Source organism: Azoarcus sp. CIB, assembly GCF_001190925.1.
Taxonomy (GTDB): Bacteria; Pseudomonadota; Gammaproteobacteria; order Burkholderiales; family Rhodocyclaceae; genus Aromatoleum.
Genome location: NZ_CP011072.1, coordinates 261,823 through 275,016, shown reverse-complemented (window position 1 = coordinate 275,016; position 13,194 = coordinate 261,823). Strand labels below are relative to the sequence as shown.

12 protein-coding genes are annotated in these 13,194 nt (G+C 68.0%); 5 read left to right on the top strand and 7 right to left on the bottom strand.

Annotated elements, in window-relative coordinates:
* Positions 1-297 precede the first annotated feature (297 nt).
* On the top strand, positions 298-783 hold the full coding sequence (locus AzCIB_RS01040) for a CreA family protein (RefSeq protein WP_050414189.1): 486 nt from the start codon (positions 298-300) through the stop codon (positions 781-783).
* Positions 784-856: 73 nt separating this feature from the next.
* On the opposite strand, the gene AzCIB_RS01035 is transcribed toward AzCIB_RS01040, so the two are convergent.
* On the bottom strand, positions 857-1,567 hold the full coding sequence (locus AzCIB_RS01035) for a hypothetical protein (RefSeq protein ID WP_232299317.1): 711 nt from the start codon (positions 1,565-1,567) through the stop codon (positions 857-859).
* 394 nt (positions 1,568-1,961) lie between these two features.
* On the opposite strand from AzCIB_RS01035, the gene AzCIB_RS01030 reads away from it, so the two are divergent.
* From AzCIB_RS01030 to AzCIB_RS01020, 3 genes are all read left to right on the top strand, one after another.
* The gene (locus tag AzCIB_RS01030; protein ID WP_050414188.1) at positions 1,962-2,519 is read left to right on the top strand and encodes a TlpA family protein disulfide reductase; all 558 of its coding nucleotides are present in this window, start codon (positions 1,962-1,964) and stop codon (positions 2,517-2,519) included.
* Between the two features lie 19 nt (positions 2,520-2,538).
* The gene (locus tag AzCIB_RS01025; protein ID WP_050414187.1) at positions 2,539-3,648 is read left to right on the top strand and encodes a transglutaminase-like domain-containing protein; all 1,110 of its coding nucleotides are present in this window, start codon (positions 2,539-2,541) and stop codon (positions 3,646-3,648) included.
* A gap of 172 nt (positions 3,649-3,820) precedes the next feature.
* Positions 3,821-4,690, top strand: a complete 870-nt coding sequence (locus AzCIB_RS01020) for an alpha/beta fold hydrolase (protein WP_050414186.1) — start codon at positions 3,821-3,823, stop codon at positions 4,688-4,690.
* Here AzCIB_RS01020 and AzCIB_RS01015 read toward each other — a convergent pair whose 3' ends face one another.
* Genes AzCIB_RS01015 through AzCIB_RS01005 form a run of 3 tightly spaced genes read right to left on the bottom strand, consistent with a single transcriptional unit; the run spans position 4,691 to position 9,585 of the window.
* Positions 4,691-6,571: an MFS transporter gene (locus AzCIB_RS01015; protein WP_050414185.1), complete on the bottom strand. Its 1,881-nt coding sequence runs from the start codon at positions 6,569-6,571 to the stop codon at positions 4,691-4,693. It abuts the gene before it with no gap.
* Between the two features lie 45 nt (positions 6,572-6,616).
* Positions 6,617-8,770: a bifunctional acyl-ACP--phospholipid O-acyltransferase/long-chain-fatty-acid--ACP ligase gene (aas, locus tag AzCIB_RS01010; protein ID WP_050414184.1), complete on the bottom strand. Its 2,154-nt coding sequence runs from the start codon at positions 8,768-8,770 to the stop codon at positions 6,617-6,619.
* Between the two features lie 47 nt (positions 8,771-8,817).
* Positions 8,818-9,585, bottom strand: coding sequence for a helix-turn-helix domain-containing protein (locus tag AzCIB_RS01005; protein ID WP_050414183.1), 768 nt, complete (start codon positions 9,583-9,585; stop codon positions 8,818-8,820).
* A 421-nt stretch (positions 9,586-10,006) separates the two neighbouring features.
* On the opposite strand from AzCIB_RS01005, the gene AzCIB_RS01000 reads away from it, so the two are divergent.
* On the top strand, positions 10,007-10,522 hold the full coding sequence (locus AzCIB_RS01000; RefSeq protein ID WP_050414182.1) for a retropepsin-like aspartic protease: 516 nt from the start codon (positions 10,007-10,009) through the stop codon (positions 10,520-10,522).
* Between the two features lie 84 nt (positions 10,523-10,606).
* On the opposite strand, the gene AzCIB_RS00995 is transcribed toward AzCIB_RS01000, so the two are convergent.
* From AzCIB_RS00995 to AzCIB_RS00985, 3 genes are all read right to left on the bottom strand, one after another.
* A complete protein-coding gene (locus AzCIB_RS00995) occupies positions 10,607-11,200 on the bottom strand; it encodes a PRC-barrel domain-containing protein (RefSeq protein ID WP_050414181.1) in 594 nt (197 codons plus the stop codon).
* Between the two features lie 413 nt (positions 11,201-11,613).
* Complete coding sequence (locus AzCIB_RS00990) at positions 11,614-12,477, bottom strand: SPFH domain-containing protein (RefSeq protein WP_050414180.1); 864 nt, start codon at positions 12,475-12,477, stop codon at positions 11,614-11,616.
* Positions 12,478-12,486: 9 nt separating this feature from the next.
* Positions 12,487-12,930 (bottom strand): NfeD family protein, encoded by a 444-nt coding sequence (locus AzCIB_RS00985; protein ID WP_050414179.1) that lies wholly within the window; start codon positions 12,928-12,930, stop codon positions 12,487-12,489.
* Positions 12,931-13,194 lie beyond the last annotated feature (264 nt).

Below are 13,194 nucleotides of genomic sequence, written 5' to 3'. Positions count from 1 at the left end.
CTTCCCCACCCGACTACGGGCGATGCATGCAAGTTCGGCACCCGGCCGCGCGGAGCGCATTCTGCCTCGTCCACGGCCCTGCCGCCAGCATACGGCCCGCCGCACCTGATTGTGCGCCACGGTGCGGTGCGGGGCGGCGTGTTCCCAGAGTCGGCGACACGGACCGGCACATTCCCGAAATCGGGAATGCAGAGCGCCTGACGGCCGTCCGCTCTATACTCGATGCATTTCCCGGATGCTGCGATGGCGCATCCGGATGACGCTCCGATCGCTGAACCGCAAGGGAAACCACCACGCATGAGAACCGCCCTGCACCGCATCTTCACGACCACGCTGCTCGCCGCCGGCCTCGCTGCGGGCGGCGTGCGGGCCGAACCGCTGGCCGAGGTGTCGACCGTCTGGAAGCTGATCGGCCCGAACCACAAGATCGTCGTCGAAGCCTACGACGATCCGATCGTCGAAGGCATCACCTGCTACGTATCACGCGCAAAGACCGGCGGCCTGTCGGGCGCTTTCGGACTCGCCGAGGACGTCGCCGAGGCCTCCATCGCCTGCCGCCAGGTGGGCCCGGTGCGCGTCACGAAACCGCTTCCGGCCAAGGAGGAGGTGTTCTCGGAGCGCCAGTCCATCCTGTTCAAGCGTCTGCAGGTCGTGCGCATGGTCGATGCGAAGCGCAACGTACTCGTGTATCTGACCTACTCGGACAAGATCATCGAAGGCAGCCCGCAGAACAGCGTCACGGCGGTCGCGGTCGATCGCGGCACGCCGATTCCGCTACGCTGAAACGACAAGGGCCGCGCTTGCGCGCGGCCCTTGTCGCATGCTGCGGCCTGCGTGGGCAGGCCGCGGATCCGGCTTACTTGCTCACGCGCACGGCACTCGCGAACACAATCTGGTCGAACTTGCGGTTCAGCGAGGTGCTGGTAAAGTTCGTCATCACCATGCCGTCGCCCCAGCTCACCTTGTCGCCCGCCTGCGCCTGCGTGACCGGCGCGGCAACCCACACCGTGGTGCCGTTCTGCAGCACTTCCAGGTAGGTGTAGCCACCCCCGGTCAGAACGCTCTTGACCTCGCCGCTGCTGCCGGCGGGAGCAGCGGCCTGGGCTGCAGGGTCGGCGGCGCCCATCGGGGGATGCGCCCCGCCCGCCGGGCCGGCCATCGGCTGGGTGCCGTGCGGTGCGACGCCGGTCGGCGCGGCGCCGGCGGGACCCCAGGCGTTCACGAACAGGATGCGATCGAAGGTGCGACCCAGCGACTTCGACGCGAAATTGGTCATCACGGCCGAATCGCCCCACTGCACGGTATCGCCGACCTGCACCGGGATCTGGCCTCCGGCGATCCACACCTTCTCGCCGTTACCCTGCTCGACTTCGGCATAGGAGTAGCCGCCGCCCTGCAGCAGCTGCAGGATCTTGCCGGAATTCGGGGCCGCGGCGGACACGGCAGCGGGAGCAGCCGGGGCGGCGGCCTGAGGCGCCGGACTGGCGGGCGCGGCAGCCTCTTCTTTCTTCGAACACGCGGCAAGGCCGACCGAGGCGGCTACAGCGACCAACAACCAGGACTTCACAGGATTCTCTCCGTAAATGTCACGACCGACTGGCCGCGAAACTCTGAATTTTAGCACGCAAAAAACAGTCCACCCGAGGACTCCTGAGGCCACGCAGGGTAATCGCACGAACGCTCGCCTCCGACACGTGCGGGGGCGTTTTCCCAGTGGGAGCGGCTCGCTCAGTTGCTGCTGCAGCTGTCTTCGACACTTTACCGTGCGATAATTCACATTCGGGCAACACGGACCGATCAGTGTATCGGTCGCCCGCAGGCAGTTGCGGTCTGGGTACCGCATCGTTCGTTCGACGGAGCGCCACGGCGTTCGCGTCTTTCAAATCCCGGCGGCTTCCGCACCGGGATGGATGTGGCTTCGCGTGCACGCACGCGGTCACGAGAGAATCGGGAGAGGATTCATGTTCGATCCGCATTGCGCCGGACGCCGGCGCGTGCTCGCCTCCATCGGGGGGCTGGTCGCGGCCGCCTTCGCGCCGCCGGCCCTGTCGCTGCCGGGCAATTCGCGCACGCCGCTGCCGGGCGAGCGTCTGGAAACGGTGGCACAGCTTCCGCCTACCCCGCCGGCCCTGCGTAGGGCGCTGGAGCCTCTGCGCGGCAAGGCCGTGCTGGTCAATTTCTGGGCGACCTGGTGCGAGCCCTGCCGCACCGAGATGCCGGCGCTCGTCAGCCTCGCCGAATCGGAGCCCGGCCTTGCGCTGGTGACGGTCGCGGTCGCCGACCGCGCGGACGAAGTGCGCCGCTTCTTCGACGATCACCTCGTCGATCCCCCGCTCGTGAACGACCCGGAACAGGTCATCTCGCGCGCCTGGGACATCCGCTACCTGCCCACAACGGTGTTGCTCGACGCTGCCCACCAGCCCCTGCTGCGCGTGCGCGGCGAGGTCGACTGGCATCACGACAGCGTGCGTGCGCGCATCCGCAGAGCTGCAACCGCCACCCGCCCGACCAGAACCTGAAGCAAAGAGACGATCGACCATGAACCGCAGAAACTTTCTCAAGACCTCGGCGATTGCCGCCGGCCTCGCCCTGCCGGCCTGGAGCCGCGCGGCTGCCCCGGTCGCACCCGCCTTCACGCCCCGCCCGGAGAACGGCTGGCGGGTGTTCGAACTCGTGACGCGCGTCGAACCCGTCGCGACGGACGGCCCGACCCAGGTATGGATCCCGCTGCCGGCCGTGGCGCAGACGGACTGGAGCCGGCCGATGGGCAACCTGTGGAGCGGCAACGCGACCGGCATGTACATCGCGGCCGACCCGGTGTACGGCGCAACGATGCTGCACGCGACCTGGCCCGAAGCCACCAAGGCACCGGCGATCGAGATCGTCAGCCGCTGCGCGACGCGCGACCGCGCCGTCGACCTCGCCCACGGCGGCCGCATGCCCAGGCTGGCTGCTGCCGAACGCGCGCTGTACACCCGCGCGACCGCGATGCTGCCGACCGACGGCATCGTGCTCGACACCGCACGCGAGATCACGCGCGGCGCGAAGAGCGACGAGGACAAGGCGCGCGCGATCTACGACTGGATCGTCACGAACACCTTCCGCAATCCGAAGACCCGCGGCTGCGGGCTGGGCGACATTCGCGCGATGCTGGAGACGGGCGACCTCTCCGGCAAGTGCGCCGACCTCAACGCGCTCTACGTCGGCCTCGCGCGCTCGCTGGGCCTGCCGGCGCGCGACGTGTACGGCGTCCGCGTCGCCGACTCGCGCTACGGCTACAAGAGCCTGGGCAAGAGCGGCGACGTGTCGAAGGCGCAGCACTGCCGCGCCGAGGTATGGCTGGAACACGCCGGCTGGGTGCCGGTCGATCCCGCCGACGTGCGCAAGGTCGCCCTCGAAGAGCCACCCGGGAGCCTGCTGCTGGCGGACCCGAAGGTCCTCGCCGCGCGCAACACGCTGTTCGGCGCGTGGGAGATGAACTGGCTGGCGTACAACTTCGGCCACGACATCCGCCTGCCCGGCAGCGAAGGCCCCGAGGCCCCCTTCCTGATGTATCCGCAGGGCGAGAACCGCGACGGCCGCTTCGACAGCCTGGACCCGGCCAACTTCCGCTACACGCTGACGTCGCGCGAAATCACCGGCGCCTGAGATCGCGAGCCGCATTCGCAGGGCCGCACGAAACGAAGGCGCATCCCGCCGACGAAAGCCAGGTGAGCACACGCCCTGTGGCGGGATACGCTGCGCTGCTCCCGCCCTACGATGCCCCGTCCGATGGCCCTGCCGGGCGGGGCGGACGCCGGGGCCTGCTATCATCGGACGCATGAAACCATCTACCTGCGAGCAGCTCGACATCCGCGGGCTGCGCTACAACGTCCGCCACTGGGGCGCCGCGGACGCCCCGGCCGTGCTCTTCCTGCACGGCTGGATGGATAGCTCCGCGACCTTCCAGTTCCTCGTCGATGCGCTCGCGCACGACTGGCATGTGATCGCGCCCGACTGGCGCGGCTACGGCGCGAGCGAGTGGCTCGGCCGCCCGTACTGGTTCCCCGACTACTACGGCGACCTCGACGCGTTGCTCGCGCATTATTCCCCGGACCGCCCGGCGCGCATCGTCGGGCACAGCATGGGCGCGGCAATCTCGTCCACGTACGCGGGCGTGCGCCCCGAACGCGTCGCGCAGCTCGTGATGATGGACTTCCTCGGCCTCAGCGCGACGAGCGACACGGACGCGCCCAGGCAGCTCGCCGGCTGGCTCGACAACCTGCGCAAGGAACAGCCGCTCCGCAGCTATCCCGATCACGACGGCTTCGCACGCCGGCTGCAGCTCGCCAATCCGCGCTTGAGCGACGCGCGCGCCGCCTACCTCGCGCGCAACGTGTCGCGCACGCTGCCCGACGGCCGGGTGACGATGGCGGGCGACCCGTGGCACAAGGTGCCGGCGCCGGTGCGCTACCAGGCCGGCGACGTGATGGCGTCCTGGCGCGGCATCCGGGCGCCGGTGCTGATGCTGCTGGCCGACAAGGGCTACGTGGCCGAGCGCTTCGCCGGCGATCCGGCGGAGATCGAGCGCCGCCTCGCGTGCTTCGCGGATATGCGGAGCGTGACAATCACCGAATCCGGCCACAACCTGCAGCACGACCAGCCGGAGCAGGTGGCGGCGGCGATCGAGGCCTTCCTCGCGCGCGACTGATTAGCGCATCTCGCCGCGCAGCCCGGCGATCGCCGCCTGCAGGCTTTCGGGCGTGGCCGCATCCGGTGCGAAGGGCGTACCGCCGACCAGCTCGATGCGGCTGAAGAGCCCGCGGCGCAGGGGGCGGCTCATCGCGGGGCCGTCCTTGCGGCTGAAGCTGCTGCCCCACAGGCCGCGCAGCGCGAGCGGCACCACCGGCACCGGGGTGCGCTCGACGATGCGGCGAATGCCGGGGCGGAACGGCTTCAGCTCGCCGTCGTCGGTGATGCGTCCTTCCGGGAAGATGCCGACCAGTTCGCCGGCTTCGAGCGCCCGAGCGACCTCGTCGAAGGCACGCTCCATCATCGCTGCATCCTCCTTCGCCGATGCGATCGGGATCGCCCGGCTGGAGCGGAACACGAAGGACAGGATCGGCCAGCGGAAGATGTGGTGGTCCATGACGAAGCGGATCGGGCGGCGCGACGCGGCCGTGATCACCAGCGCATCGACGAAGCTGACATGGTTCGCGACGATCAGCGCCGGCCCCTCTTCCGGGATGTGCTCGACGCCCTTCACGCGCAGGCGATAGACCGTGTGCACCAACAGCCACACGATGAAGCGCACGAGGAACTCCGGCACCAGCGTGTAGATGTAGAGCGCGACCGCCGCATTGAGCACCGCGGTGATCAGGATCAGCTGCGGGATCGTGAAGCCGGCGGCGAGCAGGCCCGCGCCGAGGCCCGCGGCGACGACCATGAAGGCAGCATTGAGGATGTTGTTGCCGGCGATGATGCGCGAGCGGTGTGCCGGTTCCGAGCGCGACTGCACCAGCGCGTACAGCGGCACGATGAAGAAGCCGCCGAACACGCCGATCATCACGAGGTCGAAGAGCGCGCGCCAGGTCGCCGGTTCCGCCAGCACCGTCGCGAGCGGCAGGGCCGCGCCCGCGTGCGCGGCGGCCGGGCTCGCCCACCACAGGTCGAACGCGAAGACGGACAGGCCGATCGAACCGAAAGGCACGAGGCCGATCTCGACGTGCTTGCCGGAAAGCTTCTCGCACAGCAGGGAGCCGACGCCGATGCCAACCGAGAACAGCGCGAGCAGCAGCGTCACCGCATGCTCGTCGCCGCCGAACACATCCTTCGCGTAGCCGGGAAACTGCGACAGGAACAGCGCGCCGTAGAACCAGAACCACGAGATGCCGAGGATGGACAGGAACACGGTGCGGTTGCCGCGCGTGAAGGCGATGTTGCGCCAGGTTTCGGTGAGCGGGTTCCAGTTGATTCGCAGCGTCGGATCGGCCGCCGGCGCGGGGGGAATCGCGCGGCTCGTCAGGTAGCCCGCCACCGCGACCGCCAGCACCGCCGCCGACAGCCACGCCGCGCCGCCGGGCAGCGCGATCGTCACGCCGCCGGCGATGGTGCCGATCAGGATCGCGATGAAGGTGCCGGCCTCGACCAGCGCATTGCCGCCGACGAGTTCCTCCTCGCGCAGATACACCGGCAGCACCGCGTACTTCACCGGCCCGAAGAGCGTCGAATGCAGGCCCATCAAGAACAGCGCGGCAAACAGCAGCGCCAGCGAGTCGAGCGCGAAAGCGACCGTCGCGAGCGCCATCACGCCGATCTCGAAGAGCTTCACGAAGCGGATCAGGCGCGTCTTCTCGAACTTGTCCGCGAGCTGGCCGGAGGTCGCGGAGAACAGGAAGAAGGGCAGGATGAAGATGCCCGCAGCGAGATTCACCAGCACGCCCGGCGCGAGCGTCGTGTAGCGCGCCGCCTGGAAGGTGATCAGCACCACGAGCGCGTTCTTGTACAGGTTGTCGTTGAAGGCGCCGAGGAACTGCGTGAGGAAGAAGGGCAGGAAGCGCCGTTCGCCCATCAGCTTGAATTGCGAACTCATGTCGGGTCCGATGCGGAAATTGGCTGCAAGTATAGGGGGCCAGGCTCAGGCGGCCTGCGCCCAACGTTTGAGCGTCACATAATCGATCTTGCCGGTGCCCAGCAGCGGTAGTGCCTCGACCGGCACGATCTTGCGCGGCACCGCGAGCTCGGGCACGCCAAAGTCGCGCGCCGCCGCGAGCAGGCGCTCGCGGGTGAGGCCGCGGTCGCTCGTGAACAGCACCAGCGCCTCGCCCTTCGCGGCGTCGGCCTGGGTGGACGCGGCGTGCTGGGCGGCCGGCACGGTTGCCGCGGCGAGCTTCTCGACCGCCTCCAGGCTCACCATCTCGCCGGCGATCTTCGCGAAGCGCTTGACCCGGCCGACGATGCGCACGAAGCCGTCGTCGTCGATATCGACGACGTCGCCGGTCTCGTACCAGCCGTCACCCGCATGCGATGCCGGTGGCTGCAGCACACCCGGCGCCTCGACCTTGAGGTAACCGCTCATCAGGTTGGGACCGGACACGTGCAGCATGCCGCCCTGCTCGATCCCCGGCACCGGCACCAGGCGCGCCTGCAGGCCGGGCAGGAACTGGCCGACGGTGCCGCTGCGGTAGGCCATCGGCGTGTTCACCGCCATCACCGGCGCCGTCTCGGTGGCGCCGTAGCCTTCGAAGATGCGGATGCCGAAGCGCTCGAACCACAGCTGGCGCACCGGCTCGGCGAGTTTCTCGGCGCCGGCGATGACGTAGCGCAGGCGGTAGAAGTCGTAGGGGTGGGCGAAACGCGCGTAGTTCGCGAGGAAGGTGCTGGTGCCCAGCAGCACGCTGCAGCCGCGGTCGTAGGCGAGTTCGGGGATCACGCGGTAGTGCAGCGGGCTGGGGTAGAGGAACACGTTCGCGCCCGAGAGCACCGGCAGCAGCCCGCCCGCGGTGAGGCCGAAGGAGTGGAACAGCGGCAGCGCGTTGAGGATCTTGTCGTCGACCGAGAAATCGACCACCGCGCGGATCTGCGCGATGTTGGCGAGGAGCGCGCGGTGCGACAGCACGACGCCCTTGGGCTTGCCCTCGGAACCGGAAGTGAACAGCACCACCGCCGTATCCTCGGGCGAGCCGATATGCGTCGCCGCGTGCGGGAAGCGGGTCGCCCACAGCACGAGCCACAGCTTGTCGGCGAGGCCCATCTTCGCGCGCAGGTCTTCGAGATACACGACACGCACGTCGGCGCCCCAATCGACGAGCGCCGCGAGCTTGTCGCCGAGCTTCGCCTGCTCGACGAAGGCGCGCGAGGTGAGGATGGTGCGGATCCGCGCGGCCGTGCACGCGGCCTGCATGCCGTCGGCCCCGGCGGTGTAGTTGAGCATCGCGGGGATGCGGCGGCAGGCGGTGAGGCCGAAGACGAGGGCCAGCGTCGGCGCGAGGTTGGGCAGCAGGATGCCGACGTGCTCGCCGGGCGCGGATTCCTTCGCGACAAGGCGGCCCAGCGCGAGCGCCATCTTGATGAGGTCGCCGTAGGAGTACTCCTCCTGCTTCAGGTCCTCGACGAGGCGACGCGAACGGCCGTGGATGGACGCGGCGTCGAGCAGCGCCTCGAACAGCGTCTGCTGCGGGCGGCTCGCGAAGATCATCTCCTGCATGATGCGGCGCATCGCCTCGCCGGCCTTGCGGCGGCGCTCGCGCGCGGTCGGCGCGACGGGTACGTCGATGCGCGTCACGGGGTGGATCGTCAGCGTGAGCTGCGGCAGGAGCCGGCGCGGGAAGCGTCCGCCCATGCGCGAGAAGTAGGTGCGCGCGGCGCCGTCGATCTTCACCGGCAGGATCGTCGCGCCGGTGCGCGCGGCGACGAAGGCGGGACCGTCGTAGGTCTTCATCAGGCTGCCGGTGGTCGTGATGCGCCCTTCGGGGAAGATCACGACCGGGCGGCCGGATTCGAGCAGGCGCACGACCTTCTTCATCGCCATCGGACTCGTCGGATCGACCGCGAGGTAGTCGACCAGCGACAGCATCAGACGAAACCAGCGGTTGTTCGCGACCGAGGTATGCACGACGAACACCGGGTCGAGCGGCAGGAAGAGCCCGAGCAGCAGGCCGTCGAGGAAGGACTCGTGGTTCGCGATCACCAGCAGGCGCGAGGCGTCGGCCGGGGCATGGCCGCTCACGCGCACGCGGAACAACAGGCGGGCGATGGCGCGCAGCAGGGGTTTCAGGAGCGCTCGGCGCATGGTCGGATCTCGTCGTTCGTGGAGTGGGAGGTGTCGGGCCGGAATCGTCAGCGCGCGGACGCGTCGGGCCACGGCACGTCGGGGCGCTTCATGTCGCGGAAAGCCGCCATCAGCCACGAGCGCATGCCGATGACGATGGTGTAGGGGCGGCGATCGGCGGGCGCGAGCTTCTGGTCGGCGATGTGTTGCTGCACGAAGTCCTGGCCGACGCGCGCGAGGCGCTCGCGGAAGGAATGCGCCAGCCCGCGCCCGATCTGGCCGTGCACGACCATCAGCATCTCGGATTCGCCGTCGAAGCCGCCGGCGAAGTAGTCGTCGATGACGTCATTGCGAAAGTACTGCATCACCGGTCCCTGCGGCCGCCAGCGGAAGCCCTTCGCGACCTTGAGGTGATAGCGGTTGCCCGGTCGCAGGTCAATGATGCCCAGGCGGTCGAGCTGGGCGAGGTGCTTGACGACCTCGGCCTCGCCGAGCTGGTAGGTCGCGACGATCTGTTCCGCCGTCCAGTGGCTCAGGCAGCAGATCGCGACCAGCAGCAGCTTGCGGTCGCCGACGACGGCCTTCTCCTGCGCGAGCGACAACTCGTCGAGCAGCGGCTCATTCTCGGCGACGCGGCGCGCGAGGTCGGCGAAGTCCAGGTTCAGCGCGCGGCAGATCGCGTCGATGCGCGACAGCGGCATGTCGCCGCTGGCGGAGAACATGCGCTTGACGCTGGATTCGGCCATGCCGAGGCGTTCGGCCAGCGCGGCATAGGTCAGGCCGGCGGCTTTCAGCTCGGTTTTCAGCGTGGCGACGAGGTCGGCGGTGGTGCTCATGGTCGGCGGTCCGTCGGGGAAGTGGCGCCCAGATTATCCGCATGGCGTGAGCGGTGCGAGCGCATGTCATCAAGTATCGCATGGCGATACCTCCGGCGCACCGCCACCGTACCCGATATCGCCTCGCGCTGCCGGGCGGACGTGCACCGGGATGGGGTGGGCAGCCCGCGGCATTCCCCGTTTCGGGATCGATGCTCGGGAAAGCGGACCACGCCGCGGTGCGACGGACCGCGCGCGGACGGCGTGCCTGAAGCGGAGAGCCGCGCCACGAGCGGTTCTTCGCGATCCGCTAAAGAAATTGCAAATCAGGCCGTTAGCTCAAGTGCGGTCGCGTGCAGACGGCACGGCTGTTGCTTGATTTACCATCACGATGTCCGGACCGCCGGACTCACCGTCAAACCGCTTTTCCGGGGATCGTTGCATGAAGAAAATTCCGTGCCTCTTGACCGCAGTGCTCGCGGGCACCTTCAGCTTCGCATCTGCCGGGGAGTTCGACACGACCGTCGATATGCGCGCGACCAGCGCGACGACATTCTCAGTCGAGGGCCGCATCGAGGGCCTCGGGACGGTCGACCTGATGGTGGATACCGGCTCCGGCTACATGACGATCAACGAGGAGATGCTGGCGCAGCTCGAGGCGGCGGGCCGGGCGCGCTACGTGAAGGACTTGCGCGGCAGGCTCGCGAACGGCAACGAGCTGACCGTGCCGGTGTACCTGATCGAGGCCGTCAGCATCGGCGGTGGATGCTGGCTCAAGGACGTCGAGGCCGCGGTCTTCCCCGGGGCAACGCGCCCGATCCTGGGACTCAGCGCGCTCCAGCGTGCGGCGCCCTTCATTTTCTCGTTCGAGCCGCCGCGCCTCGTCCTCAGCAACTGCCTGACGGCGGCGACAGGCCCGTCGGGCGACATCGCCGACCTCGCGGCCTTCGACAAATGATCGAAGGCCGGCACGCCCTCCGGCGCGCCGGCCTTCGCGCGACAAGGAACAGGTGCTGTCCCGCTTCGCTCCGTTCCGGTACGTCTACGGCGTGAACTGCTGCGTCTCGGGATAGAACGCGTTCGTGCGGCTCTCGGCACCCGTTTGGCTGCCCTGACGCCACATCGGGCCCCGTTCGCCGCTTCTCATCTGGCTGTGCGTCGCCGACCGGTCCGGTACGGTCTCGAACGCCGAGAATTCGCTCAGCGGCTGGTCCATCGGCCGCAGTTCGACGTACTGATCGCCACGGTATGTGGGCCATGTTCTCAGGTCGTCGGCGCTCGCGCTCAAGCGCAGCTTGCCGTCCTCGTAGCGCATGCGGTCGAGCGGCACGGTGACATCCCTGCCGTCGCCACCCATGGCGCTGCTGGTGGCGATCACAGCCTGGATGTTCTTGTCCTGACGGCTTTGGACGACCGTCTTCACCGAACCGATATGCTCGCCGTTGGTCCCGACGACCTGGGTTCCTCGCAGCTGGCTCGGCGTCATCGTCTTCAGTTGCCCCGAAGTACTCATCCGCGAGTGCTGCTGCTGGCTCTGGCCCTCCGAGTACTGGTCCGCCGCCGCAGCCCCTAGCGGGACCGCAACGAGCGTTGTGACGGCGATGGCCAGCAACGACTTCCGTTTCATGGAACTCATAGCATCCTCCTGCCTGTTGGGGTCTGTCTGCGCGTCTCGTCCGCGTAGAACGAGCGCTTGGATCGATTCCGCACCCCCGGCAGCCGCATGCATGCCCTCTTGAGGAAGGATTCGGTTGCAGCGGGCCGATCGACAGAAGTATTGGACCCCCCATGGTTTCAGAGTTCCGCAGGGGAAGGCGCCCATCGCGACCGAGGCGATTGCGCCGGACCCGGTCGCCGTCCGGCGGCCGCTGTCAGGCGGGGGCGCCTGACACGTAAATCATTGATCGGATTGCACTTCATGCAACCTGGAGTGGCGGACCGGTCTCCCGCTTGCGGCGGATCCCCGCCGGCGCTGGACAGCGGTAACAGTCTGTTTCGTGACGACGCTTCGGCACCCTTACGGCATCCCGCTGACGCAGCGACCGCCGCCTACATCGCCGCCCTGCCACGGGCAAGCAGGCCGCGGACCGTCTCCTGCAGGTCGGCCGGCAGCACGACGACCTTGGCGCTCTCGGACGAGCCCATGCGTTCCATCGACGCGATGTACTTCTCGCCCAGCAGGTACATCATCGGGCCGGTCTGGTCGCCGACCGCGGCGGCGACGCGGCGGATCGCTTCGGCGGAGGCTTCGGCGAGCATGACCTGGGCGTTGGCGTCGCGCTTGGCGGATTCGAGACGCGCTTCGGCCTCGAGGATGGCGGCCTGCTTGGCGCCTTCGGCCTTGGTGACGGCGGCCTTGCGTTCGCGCTCGGCGGCGGCCTGCATTTCCATCGCGCGCTGCATCGACTGCGAGGGCTTGATGTCCTGGATCTCGACGGACTTCACCGTGAGGCCCCAGTCGACGGCCTCGTCGGCGATGCTCTCGCGCAGGCGTGCCTTGATCTTGTCGCGCGAGGACAGCGCCTCGTCGAGTTCCATCTCGCCGACGATGGAGCGTAGCGTGGTCATGATCAGGTTGCGGATCGCCTCGGCGAAGTCGGTGACGCCATACACGGCCTTCACCGGGTCGGTGACCTTGATGAAGGCGATGGCGTTGGTAAGGATCACGGCGTTGTCGCGCGTGATGACTTCCTGTTCCTGCACGTCGAGGATGATGTCCTTGGTGACGAGCTTGTAGGCGACGCGGTCGAGGTAGGGAATGATGATGTTGAGGCCGGGCTTGAGCGTCCCGTTGTACTTGCCGAGACGCTCGACGATCCATTCCTCGCCCTGCGGCAGGATGCGCACGCCCTTGGCGAGGGTGACGACGACAAAGATGAGTACCGCGACGACGAAGACGAAACTACCGCTCATGAAACCTCCTCAGGCTTTGACGACTTTCAGGAAACTGCCCTCGACGGCGACGACGCGCACGCGTTCGCCGGCTGCAATCGGACTTTCGGCGAGGCACACCCATTCCTCCGCACCCAGCAGCGGTCGCTGAAAGCGCACCTTGCCGCGCTGGAAGGGCGCGACCGCGCCGACCAGCAGGCCGACTTCGCCGATGACCTCGCCCGCGGAGGTGCCGATGCGGGTCTTGTGGAAGCTGGGCTTGAACACGCGGAACCACAGCACGACCATGACCAGCGACAGGGCGGTCCAGGTGGCGATCTGGGCGGTGAGCGACAGTTCGGGCGCGACGAGCAGCACGAGCGCCATCGCCAACCCCGCGATGCCGAACCAGATCAGGAAGAAGGACGGCAGCGCCAGCTCGGCCAGGATCAGCGCGATGCCGACGACGGTCCAGTGCCACCATTCGATATTCATAGCATCCTCCTCGCCGCCGATTGTAGCGGGATGTCATCAAGCTGTCCGCGGGACAGTATCCATAATGAAATTGAAAGATTCTTATACAAACGAGCACGATTGACCTGGATCAGTGTAAGGCCGAGTCTCGTACCTATAATCCCGTATGTCTGCCGTGACGGGCGACACGAACAAGTCCAATTCACGTCGCTCCCTTCAGTGGGCGACACGCGTGCAAGCGCCCCCGTGAAGGAGGCCGCAGCACTTTTCGTCTGAAAAGGGGAA